The organism is Phycisphaerae bacterium (assembly GCA_035275405.1).
Taxonomy (GTDB): Bacteria; Planctomycetota; Phycisphaerae; order UBA1845; family UTPLA1; genus DATEMU01.
Genome location: DATEMU010000003.1, coordinates 691,010 through 712,841 on the forward strand (window position 1 = coordinate 691,010; position 21,832 = coordinate 712,841).

A 21,832-nucleotide genomic window follows, 5' to 3' on the forward strand; every position below is an offset into this window, starting at 1 on the left:
GGATTGAGAGCACCCTCCCACTCGACGTCCGCCGAGACGGCGGACGCTACGTTTCTCCCGCGGCGATACGGCCGAGTTCTTGGCTGCGCCTGAACGCGGCGAGGACCGCCTCCGTGACGTGCTCGGAGACCTGGCACTCGCGGAGCTTGTTCATGGCCGCCTGGGTCGTGCCGCCGGGACTGGTGACGGCCTCGCGGAGTTCGGCGGGCGACGCGCCCTTTTCGAGCAGCATCGCCCCCGCGCCGACACAGGCATGGGCGGCGAGGATCTGAGCGTCTTCGCGCTTGAGCCCGGCGGCGATGCCCCCGGCCATCATCATTTCGACGAAGTAATAGAAGTAAGCGGGACCGGAGCCGGCGACGGCGGTGACGGCATCCATCAATACTTCGCGCTCGACCTCGACGGATACGCCACCGGCGTTGAAGAGGTGTTTGACCTCCTCGAGGTCTTCCAAGTCGGCGTGCTCGCCGCGGAACAGGCCGGTCACGCCCCGGCCCAGGCCGAATGGCAGATTGGGCATCGCGCGGATGACGCGCATCGAGCCGCCGAGCGATTGGGCGACGCGCTGCGTCGGAACGCCCGCCATGAGGCTGATGAACAGGTGATCCGTGGAGGCGACGCCGCGAATGCTCTCGGCGGCCTCGGCGAAGCGCTGCGGCGTGACCGAGAGCATGACCATGCCCGCCTCGCGGACGACTTGTGTGTTGTCCTGCGCGACGGCCGTGCCGAGCGGATGGGCGGCGAGCTTCTTGGACGGCGAGACGATTATGCGGTCGGCGGCAAGGTAGCCGCTTTCAATCAGGCGGCCGACGATAACGGCGGCGATGTGGCCGGTGCCGACGATGCCGAGTGCGTAGGGGTGATGGGACATGGGACGAATCCTCTGTAACGAAAGTCTATCGTATAATCGGGGTTTTGCTGAGAGGATCGGATGCCATGCGGGGCTGCTTGAATAGCGAATGGCGAATAGCGAATAGCGAAAGTAGGGCGGGCTCTGCCCGGCGAATGGCGGCGATTGCGGGCCTTGTCTTATTTCTTGCATTTCCTTTTTTCACGGGCTGCAGGCAAAGGCAACAGCATTATTCCTTTTCGTCGCCTACTTGTTTGACCACGGACACAGCGTTTTACGGTGCCCGCACGATCAAGGCCGAGGCGTTCGAGGAAGGTACTCTCATCGTCGAGACGGATGGAATAACGCTCGACTTTGCCGAGACAGCCATGGCGGCGGTGAGCCATCATCTCCGTCCCGATCAACGAATCGGCCGCGCTATTGTGCTCAATAAAGGCTATGTTGCGCCTCCCGATGAGCGCTTCGGTCGTGCCGTTGTGATCCGCAATGCCAAGAACGTTACCGTCAAGAACGGCGCAATAAGCGGCTTCAAGGTCGCCATCTACGCCGAGGATTCACCGGGACTGACGATCGAGAATTGCGACGTATCGAACAACTACCGCCAGCGGCTCAAGAGCACGCCGGAGAAGGAGGACGAGTCCGATTGGCTCTACGGCCACGAGAACGACAAGAACGAGTGGCTGCGGTACGGGGCGGGGATTTACCTGCTTCGCTGCGACGGGGCGACGGTGAAGAACTGCCGGGCGCGGAACGGTCAGAACGGGATCTGCCTCGTCCGTTGCAACGATGCGACGGTCGTCGCCAACGACATGTCCTTCATGTCCGGTTGGGGGCTGGCGATGTGGCGGTCGAATCGCTGCAAGGTGATCGGCAACCGGTTCGACTACTGCGTCCGCGGCTACTCGCACGGCGTCTATGCCCGCGGTCAGGATTCGACGGGCATCCTCGTGTACGAGCAGTGCTCGGACAATGTCTTCGCCTACAACCATGCGACGCACGGTGGAGACGGGTTTTTTCTCTACGCGGGCAACGAGACGGTGAACAAGACGGGGGAGGGGGGCTGCAACCGGAATCTTGTGATCGCGAACGATTTTTCGTACGCGATCGCCAATGGAATCGAGGCTACTTTTTCCGACCAGAACATGTTCATCGAGAACATACTGAATGAGTGTCATTACGGCATCTGGGCCGGTTATTCACGAAATTCGTTTATCTTGCAGAATCAGATTGAACGGTCGAAGACAGGTATTGCGATCGAGCATGGTCAGGGCAATCGAATAATCGCAAATGAGATCAAGAATTGTCCGTCAGGAATTTGCCTATGGTATGACGATGATCAAAACCTTATGAAGAGTCCTTATTGCGAAAAACAGGGTTGTCAATCGCGAAGGGAGAGTGTTGAGTTCAACCGGATTAAGGAGTGCAAAATGGGGATTCTCGGTGACGGATCGCAGGAACTCGTCCTCGCCGGAAACAGGGTCGAAGCGTGCGAGGAACCGGTTGTTTTGAAGAACCAGGCTAGCATAAACGAGTTCGCGGGCCAGGTTGTCGATCAAGGCACCATCAATGGTTCGAACTCGACTGCCTTCGTCGCGCGAAGCAATTTCTTTCAAGAAGGCGTGAAAGTCGTTGGGCCTATCGAAAATACCAGTCCTGCACGATCTGAAGAGGATGCTCTGGCCGCGATAGAAAGGGGTTATTTTGGTTTGGGGCCGTGCACAGGTTTGAAAGATGTGGTTGATTCGAACAAGTTATCCGTGCGGCCGAACGTACTAAATGAACTTCTTGAATGTCGCGAGGTGGTTTGGGCGCCGCTTCGAGGTGCCAAGCCTGCTAAGGAGCACATCCTCATGACCGAGTGGGGGCCGTGGGATTTCAACGGCGAGCGGCCGGGTCAGGCGACGACGCGGCCGGCGCGACCACGATGAATCTCGTTCGGGAAATTCAGGCCCGGCGATGATCTTCCCCCAAGGCGATAGAATGGTGCGGACTCGTTCCGCTGGCGAACTGGCGAGCCCGAAACCGCGTAGAGAAAAAAGGATGGAGAAAAGGAGTCGATCCCAACTCTGATTCAAGATGTGCGGAATTCTTGGAAAAATTACGTTTACCGGCCCCCACGAGCCCCCGCGCGTCTTCGATCAAGCCCTGGCGCAGATCGATCATCGCGGGCCGGACGATCGCGGGGCGTGGCACACCTCCTTTGGCGATGTGCGAATGTCCCTCGGCCAGACGCGGCTGAGTATTTTGGATCTCTCGCCGGCGGGGCACCAACCGATGATCAGCCCGCGCTCCGGGTGCGTCGTTGTGTTCAATGGCGAGATCTACAACTTCCGCGAGATCCGAACGGGGTTGGAGGCCAAGGGGTTTCGCTTTACCACGGAGTGTGATACCGAGGTCATCCTTGCCGCCTACGACGATGATCCCGAGCGGTTCATGGAATCGTTTCGCGGGATGTTCGCGATCGCGCTCTGGGATCCGGCGCGGGGTCGGCTCGTCCTGGTGCGCGACCGGCTGGGGATCAAGCCGCTCTACTATTACTGGGATGGCTCGTTCTTCGCCTTTGCTTCCGAAGTCACGGCCCTGGCGGCGCTGCCGTCGCTTCAGTTGGAGGTCGACCAGGAGGCCGTACGGGAGTTTTTACTCGCCGGCTATATCCCGCACCCTCTGAGCATCTTCAAGAACGTCAAAAAGCTACCCGCCGGGCACATGCTGCAACTCGATTTGAAATCGCCGCAGCCTCGTATCCGCAGTTACTGGGACGCGTTGGATTATTACGCGGCCCCCTCGAGCTTCAGAGATGAGGGCGAGGTTCTCGAGGCGCTTCGCGAACGCCTGTCTCAAGCCGTCCGGCTACGCCTGATCAGCGATGTGCCGCTGGGGGCTTTCCTGAGCGGCGGCATCGATTCGTCGCTCATCGTCGCCCTCATGCGCCAGGTACACGCCGGGGCTGTCCGTACATTTACCATCGGGTTCAGCGTTCCGCAGTGGGACGAAGCCCCGATGGCCAAGCGCATCGCCGAACACCTGGGGACCGAGCACGTCGAGTTCTATTTGACCGAGGACAACGTTCTCCAGACTGCCCGAACGGCGGCGGATCATTACGACGAGCCCTTCGCCGATCCGTCCAACATCCCAACGCTCGAACTGTCGCGACTGACGCGGCGGCACGTAACGGTCGCGCTGTCCGGCGACGGGGGCGACGAACTCTTCTGGGGATACGAGTCCTACGGGTCGAAGTCGCTGCGCTGGTTCGAGCGCGCCCGGCATGTCCCCCGATCTATTCGTGCCGGAGTGGGCGGCGTGCTGCGACTTTTTGGACACGATCAAATCCGGCGGATCGGAAACATCGTGGGCTTTGACGGCCTCGCCGACTTTTTTCAGGGGCCGATTGTCTGGAAGCCCTGGCTATATCCGCGCTTGCATCGTCACCAGGCCGCGGATGGCCACCGGGTGGAAATCGCCCGACGAGTGATCGGGCGCCTGGGCGATCGCGATACCGATCTCGTGACGGGTGCGACCGATGCATTGTGCTACATGGTGGACGATATCCTGACGAAGGTGGATCGTGCCAGCATGTCGGTGGCGTTGGAGGCCCGTGTGCCGATCCTGGATCACAAGGTCGTCGAACTCGCCGCGTCGATTCCGATGTCGTTCAAGAAGGGGGGTGGGCGCAAGAAGCACTTGTTGAAAGCTTTGCTGGGTACGATGGTGCCTCGAGAACTGTGGGATCGGCCCAAGAAGGGCTTTGGCGTTCCGCTGGTTCACTGGTTGCGGGGCCCTCTTCGCGACTGGGCGCATGATGAGTTGGTCTCGTCACGCGGTCGTCTGCACGAGTGGCTGGATGCGGAAGAGCTTCGCCGGATGCTCGACGATCACATCAGCGGGCGGAGGAACTCCGCCGACTTGATCTGGGCTTGCCTGCAATTGGCGGGATGGGATCGCCGCGTGGGGCGAATCCGTAGCGAGGCCGCCGGTCGAGGGCAACCGGCGGTACCAGAGCTTGCCGGGACGACGAAAACCCAGGAGTAGGCGTGATTCGCCAGGATGCGATACCGGCGCGTCCCCCGATTCGGGGCTGCGCCCGTATAATGTTTTTGAACAAGGATTGAGGAGGTCGCGTCCATGATCCAATACCACAGCCTCGGCAAGCTGCCGCCCAAGCCGCACACCGCCTTTTACGAAGAGGGCAAGCTACTCATGGAGCATTGTCACACGCGCGAAGGCTTCGAGGGGCCGTTTTCAATTCTGTACTACCGTACGCCGCCGACGGATGAGAACGCCGTCGAAAGGATCGCGATCTCCGGCTTTTGTCCCTTCGAGCCGCTTAGCGAACAGCCGCTCCACCGTCGGCACATCAAGACGCAGGACCTCAAACTACACGGCGACTTTCTGGATGCCCGGCGGGTGCTACTGTTCAACAGCGATGTGCAGATGAGCATGGTGAAGCCGACGGAGAGGAGCCTGCGGTTTTTTTCCAACGGCGACGGCGATGAGTTATATTTTGTCTACAAGGGCAGCGGGCGGTTTGAGACGCTCTTCGGCGTGCTTCCGTTTAAGGAGCGGGATTACGTCATCATCCCGCGGTCGACGCCGTACCGGATTCACTGGGAAGGGGCCAATCCCGAGTTCTTCGTCTTCGAGGGTCGCGGCTTTATCGACGTCCCCAAGGAGTGGCGCAACCGGCACGGCCAGATCACGATGTATGCTCCCTACACCCATCGGGACTTCCGCGCGCCCACCGAGCTGCTTCAACACAACAAAGAGGCTCACGGGGCCGGGCCGTTCAAGCTCGTCGTCAAGAAGGAGGACACGCTGACCATCCATATCCACCAGCACTTTCCCTTCGAGGTCGTCGGTTGGGACGGCACGGTCTATCCCGTGGCCTTCAACATTCACGACTACCAGCCGAAGACGAGCACGATCCACCTGCCGCCGACGATCCACGTGACGTTCGCTGGCAATGAGTTCGTGGTGTGCAGCTTCGTTCCCCGCAAAGTGGACTATTACGACCGCAATGGCGTCAAGTCGATTCCCTGCCCGTATGGTCACGCCAGCGTTCACATGGATGAAATTCTCTTTTACGTGGACGGGAACTTTACGAGCCGGCGAGGCATCGACAGCGGCTCGATCAGCCTGCACCCGGCGGGAGTTCCGCACGGCCCGCATCCGGGGACGTATGAGAAGAGCATCGGCACCGACCGGACGAGCGAGCTGGCGGTGATGTGCGACACTTACAAGCAACTCCGATTGACGACGGCGGCCCATGAGGTGGAGGACAAGGACTATCACCTGACGTGGGTGAGCAAGGAAGGCGGGGGCGTGGACGTTCCGGGGGCGCGATAGATTTATGGAGGAATAGTATCGAGCGGTTCTATTACGACTTGACCGTCGTCGGCGAAATCGATGATCAACCTTGAGCCGTAAAGAAGTGATACGCCAATTAATGGTCCGCCCTCGGCTTCCAGAATCATGGCCTCACGTCGTTGACCGTGCCAATCTACGCTTCCTTCAAACCGCCGGAGGGAAACGACGCTTCCATCACCGAGAGTGGCGGTTGCTTGACTGTGGTAAGGTAGCTCCAGGGCGTTGATGGCGTTCGGCGGCAGGGTCAGATAACCGTTGAATCCCGTATCGATCGCCGCTGGCAAGGAAACTGATCCTTCGCGCGGGCCGTGAACGAGGATTGAAACGACAATTTCTCGATCCTGAGAAATCACACCACGGATCATCGTTGAGTGACCTGGAATCGTCCCCCTAATCGATAGGCCGCCGGCGCGCCGACGCGAACCACGAAAAGCGGTGATCCTGGAAATCGCGACTTGGCTCGTTTTGACGCCGCGAGGTCGTCCTTGTCGATCTCAAAATCGCCCGTATCGACGTTGATCACAACAAACTTCCCGCCGTCCTTCGGACCCAGCGATGGGTTGATCTTCTCATTGAATAGGCGTTGACCGCGTATCGTAATCTCATCGGGATTAAGGTCGCGAGCAGCCATGACGGGAAAGACTCCTGAACGTATAGTAGTTTGCACCAGCGAATAATTCAATCCGATTGCGCAAGGAAAAAATGGGAGTTGCGATGCCCTCTGTTCCTGATCATGTATCACTACTTGAGGAGGCGTTTTCAAAAAAGTCCTGGCACGGGACGAACCTGCGCGGGTCGATCCGGGGGATGACGGCGAAGGAGGCGGCGTGGCGGCCGGGTCCGCAGCGAAAGTGCGTTTGGGACCATGTGCTGCACACGGCGTATTGGAAATACACCGTGCGTCGACGGCTAACGGGGGAAAAGCGCGGCTCGTTTCCGCTCAAGGGCAGCAATTGGTTCGATGTTCCCAGGCCCTCGTCGAAAATGGCATGGCGCGAACATGTCATCTTGCTGGAGCATCAACACGCGCAGCTTCGCGATGCCGTCGCGGGGCTGTCCGAGCGGCAGCTTAACGAACGTGTGAGCGGCAGCAAATTGACCAAGGGGTATCTCATCCGCGGGATCGCGCTGCACGACATCTATCACACGGGACAGATTCAGCTTCTCAAGCGGATGCGCAGCGAAGCAGGAGTCTGATTGTTACGGAGTCGCGGCTCCGGACGGTGAAGCCGCCTCATGCCGGTGCGCATCTTCCGGGATTGATAGGAAAAACGCCTCTTCCGCTGGCGAGTACGTTCGATTCCGGCGGGCGACGACCTTTCGGGCCACGTCGAGTGCCTTGGCGGGGTCGTTCGCGGCCGCCCCCTTATCGGTCAGCCATGTGAAGCTCGGGACGAATTGCGGGACGTAGCCGCCGACCGCGAGGTTACACGCGTAGCCGATCACGCAGCCGGTGGGCAGGGCGGTGCGGATCGCGGTCTTGGTGTGGTCGCCGATGAACGCGCCGACGAAGGCCTGGCCGCTGTCGATGGGAACTCCGTTGATCGGGACGCGAACCGGGCCGTAGGTGTTCTTCAGGTCGCTGCCGACGGTGTCCGCTCCGAGGTTGACCCACTCGCCGACGTAGCTGTGGCCGATGAATCCGTCGTGCTGTTTGTTCGAGTAGCCGTGGAAGATCGTGCTCTCCACTTCGCCGCCGACTTTGCAGACCATGCCGATGCTGCACCCCGCGCGGATGGAGGCGCCGGGCTGGATCGTGCAACCGTCGCCGATGTAGCAGGGGCCCTGGATGACCGCGGTGGGTTGGATGGTCACTTTTTCGCCGACGTAGATAGGCCCGTGCTCGGCGTCCAGGACAGCTCCAGGCTTAACCACGGATCCGGAGCCTATGTGGATAGGATTGTTGGAGATTAGATGCGCGCCTGGCGAGACGGTGCCCGCAAGAGTGAATTGCCGGTCGCGCGACTGGCGGATGATCTCGGCGGCGTTTTCGTGGACGATCTGCCAGGGGTAGTCGATGAGCATTCCGGTCTCTTCGGAAAGCTCGACAGCTTGGCATTGGGTGAGTAATTCACGCAGCCGTGATCGATCGAGGAGTACTTCCGGAGTGAGCTTACATGCGAGGGTTCGGGAGAGCCTCGCCGCCGCCACGGCATCGCCGCGCCAGATGACGCAGTCCCTGGTCAAGTCAAGCCCTTTGCGAAGCAGCAGGCGACCGTTTACCCAGAGTTGATCGTCGCTGGTGGAGGGCTGATTGACGCGGCGGGTCTGACGCTCGGCGATAACGCGGGCGAGGCCCTTGCGGACGAAAAGGGCGTCGGCGGTCAGCCCCACGGCCGCTTCGATCTTCGCCAGGAGATTGTCAAAGCCACAGCGCAGATTGAACGTCGCGCGGGAGTAGACGAGCGGAAGGAGATTCCTGTAGCCGTCGTCCTCGAAGATCAGTAGCTGCATTCGCGCGATCTCCGGGATCTCCGGCGGTCTATTGGTTGATGCCGAAGAGCTCGACCTCAAAGACGAGGGTTGAATTCGGCGGGATGCCGGGACGGCCGCCAGGGCCGTACGCCAAATCCGGAGGGATGATGAGGAGGCGCTTGCCGCCCACTTTCATGGACCCGACGCCTTCTGTCCAACCCTTGATGACCTGGTTGAGTCCAAAACTGATTTGCTGGCCGCGATCCACGGAGGAATCAAACTTGGTCCCGTCCGTCAACCAGCCGGTGTAATGCACTTTCACTCGATCGGACGGCATAGGAGATGGGCCCTCGCCGGGCGTCACGTCCACATACCACAGGCCCGACGACGTGGTGACGCCTTTTGAAACATCTCCACCTCGGCCGGCAACGATGGCCTTGGCCCCTTCGGTCGCATTCGCTTTTGCACTGTCTTGCCGCTTGCGTTCATCCGCCATTCGTTTCTCCTCTGCCGCCAGATATGGTTTGATCTCGTCCGGGTTAAGCCTTGATACTTTTTGAATGAGAATCGGCGTTACCGGGGAGGCGACTTCTCCCCCGGTCGTCTGGGGGTTCGATTCCACCGGAGTGTTACGGATTTTCTCCACCGTATCCATTCCACCGACGACCTTGCCGAAAACGCAGTATCCCCAGCCGCGCGCGTCCTGGGCCTTGTGATCGAGTTTCATGGTGTTGTCTTCGACGTTGATGAAAAACTGGCTGGTGGCGGAATGAGGATCGGGCCGACGGGCCATGGCAATGCTGCCGGGAACGTTTTTTAAACCGTTGTTGGCCTCGTTGCGAATGGGCGGCTTCGTCTCCTTGAGTTTCGGTTCCGGAGTGAATCCGCCGCCCTGGATCATGAAATTTTTGATGACGCGATGAAACATCGTGCCCTCGTAGAACCCACTGTCGGCATAGGAGAGAAAGTTCTGGACCGTCTCTGGCGCGCGTTGCTGATCGAGTTCCAAAATGATGTCGCCCATCGTCGTCGTCATTTTGACGTAAACTCGATCGGGAATCTTGGGCTTGGCGTCGCCGGGAGCGCCTTTTCCGGGGTCTTGGGCGAACGCGACGTTGGTCAGCAGCGATGTCGCCACGAGTGCGGTAATTGACCAGAGTGGTGCCAGTTGGGTCGTCATGAGGTAATCCTCGAAATTGTTAATGGGGTTTCACGCCTCCGGACTCCATTCTGCCGGTGGTTTCAGGCATCGTAGGGAAGCCCGGGAGTACTGTCAAACAGGAGGGAAGCCAGGCTTCTGTCATCCGGGCACGACACGCCGGAGGTCGGCGACAAAGTCCTTGCAGGCCTGCTCCACGCATGCCCGCCAGTCGTCGCCGAACCGATCGCGATAGCCTGGAGACTGGTGTGCGAAAATCACCGATCGACCGGCAGCAATGAGTGCGCCGCTGCTGTCGGGCTTGAAATAAGGAATGAAGTCCTCGGCGCGGCCGCCCTGCGCGCCATATCCCGGCACGAGCAGCCAGGATTGGGGCAGGAGTGCGCGGAGCCTGGCGGCATCGCCCGCGTTTCGCGTGGCAACGACGGCGCCGACGCTGCTGTAGCCGTTGGGGCGGGTCGTCGCTGAATCTCGCGCCCAGAGCGCGACCTCCGCAGCCATGAGTTCGTGGACTTTGCGGCCGTCATTTAGCTCCGCGTCTTGAATGACCGCGGCAGAGGGGTTCGATGTGCGGACGAGTACGAAAAGGCCCCGGCCCTGCGCGTTCGCCAGGTCGATGAACGGCTTTACGCCGTCCAGGCCGAAATACCCACTGACCGTGACCGCGTCCGGGACGGCGCCCTCTGATGGATGAGGTGCCTTCGACCCGTCGAGATGCGCGGCGGCGTACATCTCCGCTGTGTGGCCGACATCGCCGCGCTTCACGTCGCCGATGACCAGGAGACCTTTTCGCGAAGCATCCGCGACGAGTTGATAATAATCGCCGACGCCCTGGCCACCATACTTTTCGAAGTAGGCCGAATTGATCTTCACTACCGGCACGAGGGGCGCGATGATCGCGAGGATCTCTCGACAAAAGCGGCTGATTGACTCCCGTTCGGCCACCGGAGAACTTGAGAATTCGGCGGGGAGGTTTTGAAAGACCGGATCGAGCGCGATAGCCGCCGGAGCGGCCTTGCGTTGGACAGCATCCCAGAGGCGATCGGCGTAAGCGTCGGACATGTCCGCGGAGACTCGTTGCGGTATGGTGCGGCGCAGAAGGCCCGCCCCACAAGGTACCGCGTGCACGGGAACTAGGCCGGGGCTGTTTCGGTCGCGGGCGCTGCGGGGGCGGCCGCCGCCGGTTGTTTGCGACCACGAAGCCCGTCGAGTTCTTTCTTCGCATCGGCCCACATTTTGTAGGCCTCGGTCTTGTTGCCTTTTTTGAACTCGATCGCAGCGAGTTCTCGTTTGCGTTTGATTTCCTTGGTCTTCCGCATGATTGTCGAACTCCGCGCCGCCGGGCGGCGCTCGTAAAAAATTGTTGGTCTCGCAAATTCGCGCTCGAAGACGCGGGGAGCCATTATAGAGGAGGCTGGTAGATTTGTTGAGGGCGTTGGCTTGGCAGTAGACTTGGGCCTCGGCCAATCCTCGTCGAATCCGGAATGGGTATCACCGATGTGGCGGAGAACTAATAATCTCTATCTTTAGCAGGGACTAGGAGTTATGGAAAATCGGAGAGGGAAGGCAAAAAACGACATGTCTTCGGCCTTGACACCGGATTCTGGACGATTACATTGCTGGGCTGCAAGTTGTTAAGCCTTCCGAGGGTGGCTACACTTTCGGGCGGAAACCGTGAGGCGACTTGTTGGATAGAAACGGCGCAAAAAGCGGATTGGAATCGTCGGCGTGACGGCCGATGTTGGTCATCGGAGTCTTCCGAACGCCACCGCAGTCGCCGGTGGTTTTTTTTCCTCCCGATTTTTCGGGGTGGTTTGGATACGAAAGGAACGCAAGGCCGACTCGGCATGATCGTAACCTGATGGACCCGAGGGGCTCGTAGCTCAGTTGGTTAGAGCGCGTCCCTGATAAGGACGAGGTCACAAGTTCGAATCTTGTCGGGCCCAGTGACGAAGGGTTGGCCAGGGCGAAAGGTGGAATCGTGAACTGGGGCGAGTGGGCGTTGTTTGGAGTCGCCGCCTTGCTCCTGATCATCCTCCGAGTAAAGAGCGGAGGGTGAGGACCGAAAGGCTGCGGCTGAGCGTGACTCGGCCGAGGAGTCCTTGGGAGCCGGACGAGAACGTCGGTTGCCCGGCGCCGCGAAGCGGGGCCGTAGCTCAATTGGGAGAGCACTAGCTTTGCAAGCTAGGGGTTGCCGGTTCGATCCCGGTCGGCTCCAGATCGAAAAAGTGAGACTTGAAACTGGAAAGTAGGGCGGCGAGGCGCTACTCTCCAGTTTCCAGTCTCCAACGAGCCCGAAAGGGTTCGAAAGAGCGTGCTCTTTGACAATTGAATAGAGTGGATATGTGATGTACTGAATCACAAGATCCAATTACCAACTCCGTCTTTTCGAAGTTGCTCAAGTCCGCAAGGCCTGGAGCAACGGTTGGAAGGATGGAGCGCCGACGGCGACTTGGCCAAAACAGTGGATGGATGACGTCCAAAGTACTTGAAGGATGGCTTTGCGAAAGCGAGGGCAGACTTTAGGTTCTCCCAACGGCAGCGATTCATAAATGTGGTCAAGCTCGTAAGGGTGCATGGTGGATGCCTAGGCGTCCAGAGACGATGAAAGACGTGGTAGGCTGCGATAAGCTCCGGGGAGCTGTCAAACAAGCATTGATCCGGAGATCTCTGAATGGGGAAACCCCACATCGCTGAAATAGCGGTGTGACCGGCACGTGAATGAATAGCGTGTCGGAGTCAACCCAGGGAACTGAAACATCTCAGTACCTGGAGGAAAGGAAATCAACCGAGACTCCGTCAGTAGCGGCGAGCGAAGGCGGATATAGCCCAAACCAGTCTTCGGACTGGGGTTGCGGGGCCTCGAGGAGTTACAAAGGCACGATCAGCAGAACGGCTTGGAAAGGCCGACGACACAGGGTGATAGTCCCGTACGCAACGATCGAAGCCCTCCTTTGAGAGGATTCCCAGAGTAGCGCGGATGTCGTGAAACTCCGCGTGAAGCCGGGGGGCCCACCCTCCAAGGCTAAGTACTCCTGGACGACCGATAGTGAACAAGTATGGCGACTGAAAGGTGAAAAGAACCGCAATAAGCGGAGTTCAAAGAACCTGAAACCATGCATTTACAAGCAGTCAAAGACCTATGGCTCTCTTCGGAGGGTCACGGTCGATGGCGTACCTTTTGCATAATGGACCGGCGAGTTACTCCTCTGTGGCAAGGCTAAACCGCTTCGCGGTGGAGCCGTAGCGAAAGCGAGTCTGAAACGGGCGAATGAGTCGCAGGGGGTAGACCCGAAACTGCGTGATCTACCCATGGGCAGAATGAAGCGCTCCTAACCGGGCGCGGAGGTTCGAAGCCGTGAACGTTGAAAAGTTCTGGCATGACCTGTGGGGAGGAGTAAAAGTCTAATCAAACGCAGAGATAGCTGGTTCTCCCCGAAAATGCTTTAGGGCATGTCTTGGGCCACTACGTCGCGGGGGTAGAGCTACTGAATGGATCGCGGGGTCCACCAGACTACCGTCTCCAATCAAACTCCGAATACCGCGACGACTATCCCAGGAGAAAGACTACGGGTGATAATGTCCGTGGTCAAAAGGGAAACAACCCAGACCGTCAGCTAAGGTCCCGAATTACATCTGAGTGCATAAGGAAGTTGGGTTTCGAAGACAGCGGGGATGTTGGCTTAGAAGCAGCCACCATTTAAAAAGTGCGTAATAGCTTACCCGTCGAGAAATCCGGCACCGATAATGAACGGGACTAAGATGTAAACCGAAGCTGCGGCTGTGGTGTCACTTCGGTGACACTACGGGGTAGGGGAGCGTTGATAGGCAGATACGAGGCGTACCGTGAGGAGCGCTGGAGGGCCTATCAAGTGAGTATGCCGGTTTGAGTAACGAGAAAGAGGGTGAAAATCCCTCTCGCCGTAAGCCTAAGGTTTCCTGGGGAAGGTAGATCCGCCCAGGGTTAGGCGGACCCTAAGGCGAGGCCGAAAGGCGTAGCCGATGGACAGCAGGTTAATATTCCTGCCCTTTGTACGACCTATCCACGCGTGCGTTTCTTTGAGGTACAGCCCACGATGAGGTTCGAGGGTGCCCGAGAGGGCGAGGCCGATTTGTTGCTGAAGTGTGCATAGAAGGAACCGAGAAAAGCGCGTGGGATTTATCGTGCGAAACCGTACTAAAACTGACACAGGTAGGCGAGGAGAGTATCCTCAGGCGCTCGAGAGAACGGTTCTTAAGGAACTAGGCAAATTCACCCCGTAACTCCGGGAGAAGGGGTCCCTCCTGCTTTGTAGCAATACAGGCAGAGGGCGCAGAGAAACGGCAGTGGCGACTGTTTATCAAAAACACAGGTCTCTGCTAACTCGCAAGAGGATGTATAGAGACTGACGCCTGCTCGGTGCGGGAATGTTAAGGAAGGCGGTCAAGGGGTTCGCCCCTGAAGCTGGCGACCGAAGCACCCGTAAACGGCGGCCCTAACTATGAGGGTCCTAAGGTAGCGAAGTTCCTTGTCGGGTAAGTTCCGACGCGCATGAATGGCGAAACGACTGCTGCACTGTCTCAAGAACCGACTCGGTGAAATAGGACTTGTGGTGAAGATACCACATACCCGCGGCAAGACGGAAAGACCCCGTGAACCTTCACTGTAGCCTGGTATTGGAGCCGGTTACTGCATGCGTAGGATAGGTGGGAGGCTTTGATCCAGCGGTTTCGGCCGCTGGGGAGCCATCGTTGAAATACCACCCTTGTATTATTCGTCTCCTCACCCTGACCCGTGAATCCGGGCAGGGGACAATGCTAGGTGGGCAGTTTGACTGGGGCGGTCTCCTCCTAAAAAGTACCGGAGGAGTGCAATGGTCGGCTCAGCACGGTTGGCAATCGTGCATAGAGCGCAAGGGTACAAGCCGGCTTAACTGCAAGTTATACAAAACGAGCAGATGCGAAAGCAGGCCCTAGTGATCCGGTAGTCCCGTGTGGAAGGGCTATCGCTCATCGGACAAAAGGTACTCCGGGGATAACAGGCTGATCTCCACCGAGCGTCCATAGCGGCGTGGAGGTTTGGCACCTCGATGTCGGCCCATCGCATCCTGGGGCTGAAGGCGGTCCCAAGGGTTCGGCTGTTCGCCGATTAAAGCGGTACGCGAGCTGGGTTCAGACCGGCGTGAGCCAGGTCGGTCCCTATCTGTCGTGGGCGCACCAAACTTGACGGGAGACAATCTTAGTACGAGAGGATTGGATTGTAGCGACCTCTAGTGCACCAGTTGTCCTGCTAAGGGCAGCGCTGGGTAGCCAAGTCGCGAAAGGATAAACGCTGAAAGCATCTAAGCGTGAAGCCCCCCCGAAGATGAGGTTTGGATGTCTCTTCGGAGACGAGAGACCCCTCGTAGACCACGAGGTCGATAGGCCGGATGTGTAAGGCCAGAGATGGCTTAAGCTGACCGGTACTAATGGTCGATTGCTTGATCACATTTATGATTCGCTGATCCGAATCAACAAGTCTACGTCGGCGGGATCCTGCGATTCAGCCGTCACTGTCCACTCTATTCACAATATACTGGTAGCCCCGTTCGTGCGTACGGATCGCTCAACGATTCGTCACGGCGACGAGGGCTGCTTCAGGACTGTGCCGTGCGGGACCGACAGGCCCCGCCCGGCTGTGCTGGTGCCGTTACCCAAGGGGAAACACCTGATCCCTTTCCGAACTCAGAAGTGAAGTCCTTGGGGCCGATGGTAGTCCAAGCGGGCGAGAGTAGGTCAGTGCCAGTTTTTTGAGGGCCGGTCGTCGCAAGATGACCGGCCCTCGCCTTTTTTACTGAATGCGCATCCCAGCCAGGGAGGGTTCCGCGGTTCCGTCCAGACAGGCCGGGGCTCGCTGCGTAAAAATAAACGGGGCGAGCCCGCCTCGCACTCGGACTCGCCCCTTACACAACCGACCCATTTCTGGGCCTGGCACGTTTGATTCGGCTGCCGATCGTTGGCAACCGTTAGTGGTCCGTTTCGTCCTCCAGCGGCCTCCGGCACTTTTTTCTCTTGGGGGTGCCAGCCGCGAGATTCCTATTAGCAAATGGCGTGCCATGCCTGCCTCAAGCAGATGCCGGGGCTCGAACGAATGCGATAAAATCTGGTAAGAAATAATGTTACGACGATAGGTGTCCACGCAAACCAGCTTCGCGTTAACACTCCGCTCATGGCACTTGGGCACAATCGCCCATTTTGGTCTCTCAGGTTGGGGAAATTGTGCCCAAGAAAAACCAACCACTGACGGGTGAAGAAGCCGCTATTCGCGGACAAGCCCCAGAGCATTCTGAGGCCCCGTTTTTGAGGACGCGGATTGGCCTTCTCGCTAGCGGTGACAAGACAGTTCGCCAAGTCAAGGCATAGAATGGTGATACACACACGCCATCTCTTGCGGGGGGATGCGCCGACTATTCGACTTGTGGGGCTGACGCGAGGGGGCCGTAACAATGAAGCGATTTGCCTTAGCAATCAAGTTGGGGAGTCTGTCCGTATTCACGGGCATGACCATGGGCGGATGTCCGGGCGGGGATGGCCTGGTGGCTTCGCTGCGGCCACCGCCGGTCATCATTCCTTTTGGATCCACGCAAGACACCTTCGTGAGGAGTTTTGAGGTCGACCTCAGCGATTATCCGGAAACACGGAGCATCAACTGGGAATTCGGCGACGGATCGATGCAGGCGGGCCTGCCGGTCTCTCAAGGGCGCATCGTCTCGCACACGTTCTCATCCAATGGGACTTTTCAGGTGATCGTCCACTTGTTCGGCCCGCCCGATCTGGCCGCCGGCACCGGCCCGGAGCAAATCGGCGTGGGCTCTCTTCCAGTCGATGTCACCGGTCCGAACGAGTTGCCGATTGCGGACTTTACCGTGCAGGAGGTCTTCGACGATCTCGGCCAGACCGTTTCGCTGGCGCGGCGGTTCAGCGCGCTGGGCAGTCGCGATCCGGATGGGACGATCGAATTGTTCGAGTGGGACTTTGGCGACGGCACCACCGGCGAGGGAATCGACGTCGAACACACGTACGAGAACAGCGGACGCTTCGTCGTCCGTCTGACGGTGACGGACGATCGGGGCGGCGAAGGGACGACCACACGTACCGTCCTGGCGAATTCATTGCCGGAGGCGCAATTTACGTTTTCAATCGACGCGACGAACGCGCTCCGGGTGAATTTCGACGGGACCGGCAGCAGCGACGCGGACGGCCCGTTAACGGAATTCAGTTGGGATTTCGGCGACGACAGCGACGAGGCATTCGGTGCAGTAATATCGCACACCTACGCCGAGCCGGGCGACTACACGGTCGTCCTGACGGTGACGGATGAATTCGGGGCAATGGACTCCGCCAGTCAGGTGGTGGACGTCGTCGGAAGCGAGCCGTTTGTTCGATCGGTAGCGCCGGACGTAGGCATCGTAGGGTCGAACGTGGTGGACGCGGTGCTGGACGGCGAGAACTTCCAGAGCGGCGCGACGGTGCTGTTGCGCCAGGGTGCGACGCCGATCAATGGGACGAGCGTCGAGTTCGTCAGCCCTACGACGCTCCGGGCGGATTTCGACCTGAGCGCCGCGCCGTTGGGCGACTACGACGTGATCGTGATCAACCCGGACAACTCCTCCGCGACGCGCATCGCGGGCTTCCGCGTGGTGACGCCGGACCGCGTCCGCCTGGTCACGAGCATGGGCGACATCGTGCTCGATCTGGTCGAGGATGCGCCGATCTCGACGGCGAACTTCCTTGAATATGTGACGGACGATTTCTACAACGGAACGATCTTCCATCGCGTCATCCCGGACTTCGTGGTCCAGGGCGGCAGCGAGCTGCCGGACGGCTCCCCGCAGACGCCCGTGCGGCCGCCGATTCAGAACGAATTCAGCCCGACGCGAAGCAACATCCGCGGGACGGTGGCGTATGCCAAGCTGCCCAACAACCCCAACTCCGCGACGAGCGGCTTCTTCTTCAATCTGGACGACAACTCCGAGAACCTGGACAACCAGAACGGGGGCTTCACGGTCTTCGCCAACGTGATCGAGGGCATGGACGTGGTGGATGCGATGGCGGCGGTCCCGCTGGACGGCGAGCAGCCGGTCACGGATATCGTGCTGATCCGGGCGGAGCGGGAATGACAAATCGGCCGGCTACTTCTTTACCGGCATACTGCCGGAGTGGAACGTGAGCGGCTTGTCAGCCGGGCGGGGCGTCGGCGGCTTGTACATATCCGGAAGCACGGGGATGTCGATCTGCGACCTTTCCTTGTCCGTCGTGTTGATCCGAACAAATTCACCGTATTCAGGCGGTCGATAGTCCTGCGGGATGATCACCTGCACGGCGCGCGTGGTCGGCTGCGAGGGACTGACGGGCATCAGGCTCAGATGGAAGGATGGGTCGGACGCCGCGATCGCGGTGATTTCCAGTGGCGTATTGCCGTTGTTGTTGACGCGGACGATGCGGGTCGCGACCGGTGGATAGGCCGGATCGATCACGATTTTCTGGGGGATGACTTCCACCCGGGGCGGCACGTAGGCGGAGATTTTGATCTGATAGGTTTCATAGCTGGGGATATTCGTCTTGAACAGGAGCTGATCGGTGCTGGAGCCCTCGGGAAACGGAGGATCTCCGCGGATCGTCAGTTCCCATTCCTGTTGAGGCTTGGTCTCTTTGAAGTGCGTCCGGAACCGCGATTCCGCCGAGGGGGTTGATATAGGTTGGAGCGTCAGGGGCGAGCCGGACAGGTTGGTGATGCGAAGCAGGCGTTCCAGCTTCTGATCGGCCGTCACGCGGCCGAAATGCCCGCCGGCGGCGCGGATCTTCATCAATTCCGGGCTATTTTCGCGCACGGCGCCGTCGTGAATCACCTCGACGCGGCAAATCATCTTCACCACGCCGACGAGCCGCAGCACCATCTCAGGATTCACGGGATCGTTGGTCTTGATGGCGAGCGTCTCGTCCACGCGCCCGTTTTTTGCCGTGGTGTCGAGCTTGAAGGGGATGACGCCCGCTTGTCCCGGCAGGACTTCTCGGGTGTAGTTCTCGGCGACCGAGCAACTGCAGCGCGGCTTGGCCTCGAGGATTCTGAGCGGTTCGTTTCCGACGTTTTTGAACTCAAACGGCTTGGTGACCGTGACGCCGGCCCAGACCTCGCCGAAATCGTAAAAGGTCTCGGCTTGCCATTTTGGACCGGTCGTTGCGGGTGGGGTGGGGGGCTTCGGCTCCTGTGCGGATGAAGAAGAACCGAGTGCGACCAGGATGGTAAACGCCCCCAGAACAAGAGAACGATGCCGCCGAGATTGAATATGGACTTGAGTCATGGGATTGTGCAATCGATCATGCCAGTAAATTAAACATCGCAAGAAGAAATACGCCGATCAGGCCCATGCAGACCAAAATGGTGAAACACAGAAAGAGGCTGGCCGCAGGGATTTGGCTGACCCGGTCGCAGCGGATTGTCTTGTAAACAATGCTGATGCTCAGGACGAGGGGCAGCAACATGCCCAGTCGGCCCAGGCCGGTGACAGGGATCGGTTTCACAAAGAGGGATTGAAGCAGCTCCATGCCCATGATTACCCGCCCCCCTTTCCCGGCGGCGGTCGGGGCTGCCCCACGGCCTGGCGCGCCTCTGCGCGGGCCAATGTGTCGATGATAATGAGCAGGTTCAACAAACCGGCGACGCCTGCGTACACCACAGAAATATTGGAACCGGGATAGCCGGCCTTGAGTTCGTCCGGATATTGCTTGCCTCGATAGTTGCTCCAATAGAGCGCACCCAAGGCCTGCGGTCCGGCGCAGAGCTGTGCGGCAATCCAGGCGCCGTTTTCCTTTGGCGTGATCGTCGTGCGAACCCCGCCTACGGCGATACCGGCCCAAAATGTGACGGTAATCACAACGAAAAAGATGATCCCTCGCCGGCGTTCGCCGAGCAGCCAGTGGCCGAGGCCGGGCACAACCCAGGCGAGCACGGCGGCGAGAGGCGCGGAAGCCGATCGCTCGGGAATCGTCTCTATGGTCTTGGTTGCTGCCATGTTGGTCTAGTGTGCAGTTCGGTGTTAGTTGTTACAGGGGCCATCGGGATCACCGCAGCGCCTACAGGCGCTGGGGGCCAAGCTCGGCGAGCCCGTTGTCTGTGTCGAGCGGGCTGAGAACACGCTGAATTTCCGGCCGATGCTCCCGGCTCCGCAGGACGGACATTTCATTTGATCTCGTTCGCTCCGGGAGGCCAACAGCTCTTCAAAATCCTCCCCGCAACTCGAACAGTGGAACTCAAATATCGGCATGACGTGAGTATATCGGGCTCGCCCCCGGGCTTCCAGCCGAGAAGGACACCGGGGGCAGGCCGATCCAAGACGATTACTGTGGAGTTAATCCGGATTCGCTAGACTTTCCCAGTGGATACGACCAAGGTCTTCCTCGATCTGGCCCTTTCACTCGGCGTCGGCCTCCTGGTCGGGCTACAGCGCGAGCGGGTCGGCTCCAGTATCGCAGGGATTCGCACCTTCCCGCTCATTGCGCTCGCCGGAACGGTCGCGGCCTCGCTTCCCGCGCCGGTGAATGCCTGGGCCGTCGTCGCCGGGCTTCTCGCGGTCGTCGGTCTGGGAATGATGGGAAACTGGTCCCGCACCCGTGGCCAGGCGCGCCCGGGCGTCACGACCGAAGCCGCGATGGTCCTGATGTTCTTCGTCGGCGCGCTGGTCGTCTTCGGCCCGCGCTCCGCGGCCGTGGCGGTTGGCGCCGCCGCGGCGGTACTACTCCATGCCAAGCGCGTCCTCCATCGCTTCACACAACGCATGGACGACGCTGATCTCCACGCCATCATGCAGTTCGCGGTGATCTCCCTCATTATTCTGCCGGTCGCCCCCAACCGCGCGTACGGTCCGTTTGGCGCGCTGAATCCCCAAAAGATCTGGCTGCTGGTCGTCTTTATCGTCGGCATCAGCCTGGCCGCCTACGTCGCCTACCGCCTGCTGGGTCATCACAAAGGGACCATTCTCGCGGGCGTTTTGGGAGGGCTCATCTCCAGCACCGCCACGACAGTCAGCTTTGCGCGCCGAACGCGCGACGCGCCCGCCTCCGCCCCCTTCGCCACCCTGGCCATCATCATCGCCTCCACTATCCTGTGCGTTCGTTTGCTCATCGTTCTCTGGGTAGCCGCGCGCGCTCATTGGTTTTCGTTTGCCGGACCGATTGGCATCCTTGCAGCCGTGGGTCTGGGGTGCGCTTTGATCGCCCGAATGAAGTCCGGTGGAGACTCGGCGCCCCTGCCGGCCCAGAAGAATCCCACCCAACTCAGCTCGGCATTGATCTTCGCCGTGCTTTTCGCCGCGGTCCTTCTGGCAACCGCCGCTGGGCGCCATTATTTTGGCGATCGCGGCATCTACGTGATCGCCTTCATTTCCGGTCTGCCTGACCTGGACGCCATTGCGCTCTCGACCGGCAAGCTTGTTTCTGACGGCTCGCTGGGTCCTGACATAGGGGTACGGGCCATCCTCATCGCGCTGATTGCGAATACCGTTTTCAAGACCGTACTGGCAGGGGTGCTTGGAGGCCGACGTCTGTTCCTGCGCCTCGCGCCATTCATGGCGATCCACCTTGCGGTGGGGATCGCATTGCTGTGGTGGACTCCGCAGCAGGCTGCGGAAACCCAACGGACGACCAGCGCGCCGGCAACGTCCTTGCCGTTCGACCGATGACTTTTGAGCCTTTTGATGCCGACTTGCCAAGGCCGGGGCAAATTGCTTTAATGTTTTCGTCCTCCTTAAGTCTGGCCCGGGATCAAGAAAGATTGCCGGGCCTGTCCGGCCCCCATCGTCTAGTGGCCTAGGATATCAGGTTCTCATCCTGGAGACCGGGGTTCGAGTCCCCGTGGGGGTGCTTAAGCACAGGCCTCGGCGATGAAGAGTCGTCGAGGCTTTTTTATTGGTCCAAGTCGGTGATTCGGCCTCATGGTTGAAACCAATGTTATGTTTCGTTTGGAAAAAGAAGTTCCGCCCAAGCGCTGCGGGCGAACGATGGGAGGTGACTCAGGCCGCCGTGCAGGC

The 21,832-nt window shown here is 59.5% G+C and carries 16 protein-coding genes, 3 tRNA genes, 2 rRNA genes and 1 pseudogene; 11 read left to right on the forward strand and 11 right to left on the reverse strand.

Annotated features, from left to right (window positions below; genetic code table 11):
* Positions 1-46: 46 nt before the first annotated feature.
* Positions 47-871, reverse strand: coding sequence for a pyrroline-5-carboxylate reductase (gene proC / locus VJZ71_04815; protein HKQ47373.1), 825 nt, complete (start codon positions 869-871; stop codon positions 47-49).
* Between the two features lie 233 nt (positions 872-1,104).
* Here proC and VJZ71_04820 point away from each other — a divergent pair, with 233 nt between their 5' ends.
* The 3 genes from VJZ71_04820 (at position 1,105) to VJZ71_04830 (ending at position 6,193) form a co-directional block, all read left to right on the forward strand.
* Positions 1,105-2,778: a right-handed parallel beta-helix repeat-containing protein gene (locus tag VJZ71_04820; GenBank protein ID HKQ47374.1), complete on the forward strand. Its 1,674-nt coding sequence runs from the start codon at positions 1,105-1,107 to the stop codon at positions 2,776-2,778.
* Positions 2,779-2,926: 148 nt separating this feature from the next.
* A complete protein-coding gene (asnB, locus tag VJZ71_04825) occupies positions 2,927-4,879 on the forward strand; it encodes an asparagine synthase (glutamine-hydrolyzing) (protein HKQ47375.1) in 1,953 nt (650 codons plus the stop codon).
* Between the two features lie 93 nt (positions 4,880-4,972).
* Positions 4,973-6,193: a homogentisate 1,2-dioxygenase gene (locus VJZ71_04830; protein ID HKQ47376.1), complete on the forward strand. Its 1,221-nt coding sequence runs from the start codon at positions 4,973-4,975 to the stop codon at positions 6,191-6,193.
* 2 nt (positions 6,194-6,195) lie between these two features.
* Here VJZ71_04830 and VJZ71_04835 read toward each other — a convergent pair whose 3' ends face one another.
* Positions 6,196-6,579, reverse strand: coding sequence for a clan AA aspartic protease (locus VJZ71_04835; GenBank protein ID HKQ47377.1), 384 nt, complete (start codon positions 6,577-6,579; stop codon positions 6,196-6,198).
* Positions 6,576-6,845, reverse strand: coding sequence for a hypothetical protein (locus VJZ71_04840; protein HKQ47378.1), 270 nt, complete (start codon positions 6,843-6,845; stop codon positions 6,576-6,578). The genes VJZ71_04835 and VJZ71_04840 overlap by 4 nt, the downstream gene beginning before the upstream one ends.
* A gap of 83 nt (positions 6,846-6,928) precedes the next feature.
* Here VJZ71_04840 and VJZ71_04845 point away from each other — a divergent pair, with 83 nt between their 5' ends.
* Positions 6,929-7,411 (forward strand): DinB family protein, encoded by a 483-nt coding sequence (locus tag VJZ71_04845; GenBank protein HKQ47379.1) that lies wholly within the window; start codon positions 6,929-6,931, stop codon positions 7,409-7,411.
* 3 nt (positions 7,412-7,414) lie between these two features.
* Here VJZ71_04845 and VJZ71_04850 read toward each other — a convergent pair whose 3' ends face one another.
* From VJZ71_04850 to VJZ71_04870, 5 genes and pseudogenes are all read right to left on the reverse strand, one after another.
* A complete protein-coding gene (locus VJZ71_04850; protein HKQ47380.1) occupies positions 7,415-8,668 on the reverse strand; it encodes a putative sugar nucleotidyl transferase in 1,254 nt (417 codons plus the stop codon).
* Positions 8,669-8,696: 28 nt separating this feature from the next.
* On the reverse strand, positions 8,697-9,125 hold the full coding sequence (locus VJZ71_04855) for an FKBP-type peptidyl-prolyl cis-trans isomerase (GenBank protein HKQ47381.1): 429 nt from the start codon (positions 9,123-9,125) through the stop codon (positions 8,697-8,699).
* Between the two features lie 120 nt (positions 9,126-9,245).
* Positions 9,246-9,665: pseudogene (locus tag VJZ71_04860) on the reverse strand (peptidylprolyl isomerase).
* Positions 9,666-9,929: 264 nt separating this feature from the next.
* The gene (pyrF, locus tag VJZ71_04865) at positions 9,930-10,850 is read right to left on the reverse strand and encodes an orotidine-5'-phosphate decarboxylase (protein ID HKQ47382.1); all 921 of its coding nucleotides are present in this window, start codon (positions 10,848-10,850) and stop codon (positions 9,930-9,932) included.
* Between the two features lie 71 nt (positions 10,851-10,921).
* A complete protein-coding gene (locus VJZ71_04870; protein HKQ47383.1) occupies positions 10,922-11,107 on the reverse strand; it encodes a hypothetical protein in 186 nt (61 codons plus the stop codon).
* 553 nt (positions 11,108-11,660) lie between these two features.
* On the opposite strand from VJZ71_04870, the gene VJZ71_04875 reads away from it, so the two are divergent.
* From VJZ71_04875 to VJZ71_04895, 5 genes are all read left to right on the forward strand, one after another.
* A tRNA-Ile gene (locus tag VJZ71_04875) sits at positions 11,661-11,734 on the forward strand.
* 199 nt (positions 11,735-11,933) lie between these two features.
* Positions 11,934-12,006: transfer RNA gene (locus tag VJZ71_04880), tRNA-Ala, on the forward strand.
* 338 nt (positions 12,007-12,344) lie between these two features.
* Positions 12,345-15,255: ribosomal RNA gene (locus VJZ71_04885) — 23S ribosomal RNA — on the forward strand.
* Positions 15,256-15,446: 191 nt separating this feature from the next.
* Positions 15,447-15,554: ribosomal RNA gene (gene rrf, locus VJZ71_04890) — 5S ribosomal RNA — on the forward strand.
* A gap of 698 nt (positions 15,555-16,252) precedes the next feature.
* The gene (locus tag VJZ71_04895) at positions 16,253-17,926 is read left to right on the forward strand and encodes a PKD domain-containing protein (protein HKQ47384.1); all 1,674 of its coding nucleotides are present in this window, start codon (positions 16,253-16,255) and stop codon (positions 17,924-17,926) included.
* Positions 17,927-17,938: 12 nt separating this feature from the next.
* Here VJZ71_04895 and VJZ71_04900 read toward each other — a convergent pair whose 3' ends face one another.
* Genes VJZ71_04900 through VJZ71_04910 form a run of 3 tightly spaced genes read right to left on the reverse strand, consistent with a single transcriptional unit; the run spans position 17,939 to position 19,819 of the window.
* Complete coding sequence (locus VJZ71_04900; GenBank protein ID HKQ47385.1) at positions 17,939-19,108, reverse strand: DUF1573 domain-containing protein; 1,170 nt, start codon at positions 19,106-19,108, stop codon at positions 17,939-17,941.
* A gap of 16 nt (positions 19,109-19,124) precedes the next feature.
* Complete coding sequence (locus VJZ71_04905; GenBank protein HKQ47386.1) at positions 19,125-19,358, reverse strand: hypothetical protein; 234 nt, start codon at positions 19,356-19,358, stop codon at positions 19,125-19,127.
* Between the two features lie 2 nt (positions 19,359-19,360).
* Positions 19,361-19,819, reverse strand: a complete 459-nt coding sequence (locus VJZ71_04910) for a DUF6677 family protein (GenBank protein ID HKQ47387.1) — start codon at positions 19,817-19,819, stop codon at positions 19,361-19,363.
* Positions 19,820-20,182: 363 nt separating this feature from the next.
* Here VJZ71_04910 and VJZ71_04915 point away from each other — a divergent pair, with 363 nt between their 5' ends.
* Both VJZ71_04915 and VJZ71_04920 read left to right on the forward strand, forming a co-directional pair.
* Positions 20,183-21,484 (forward strand): MgtC/SapB family protein, encoded by a 1,302-nt coding sequence (locus VJZ71_04915; protein ID HKQ47388.1) that lies wholly within the window; start codon positions 20,183-20,185, stop codon positions 21,482-21,484.
* Between the two features lie 108 nt (positions 21,485-21,592).
* Positions 21,593-21,665: transfer RNA gene (locus VJZ71_04920), tRNA-Glu, on the forward strand.
* Positions 21,666-21,832: the final 167 nt, after the last annotated feature.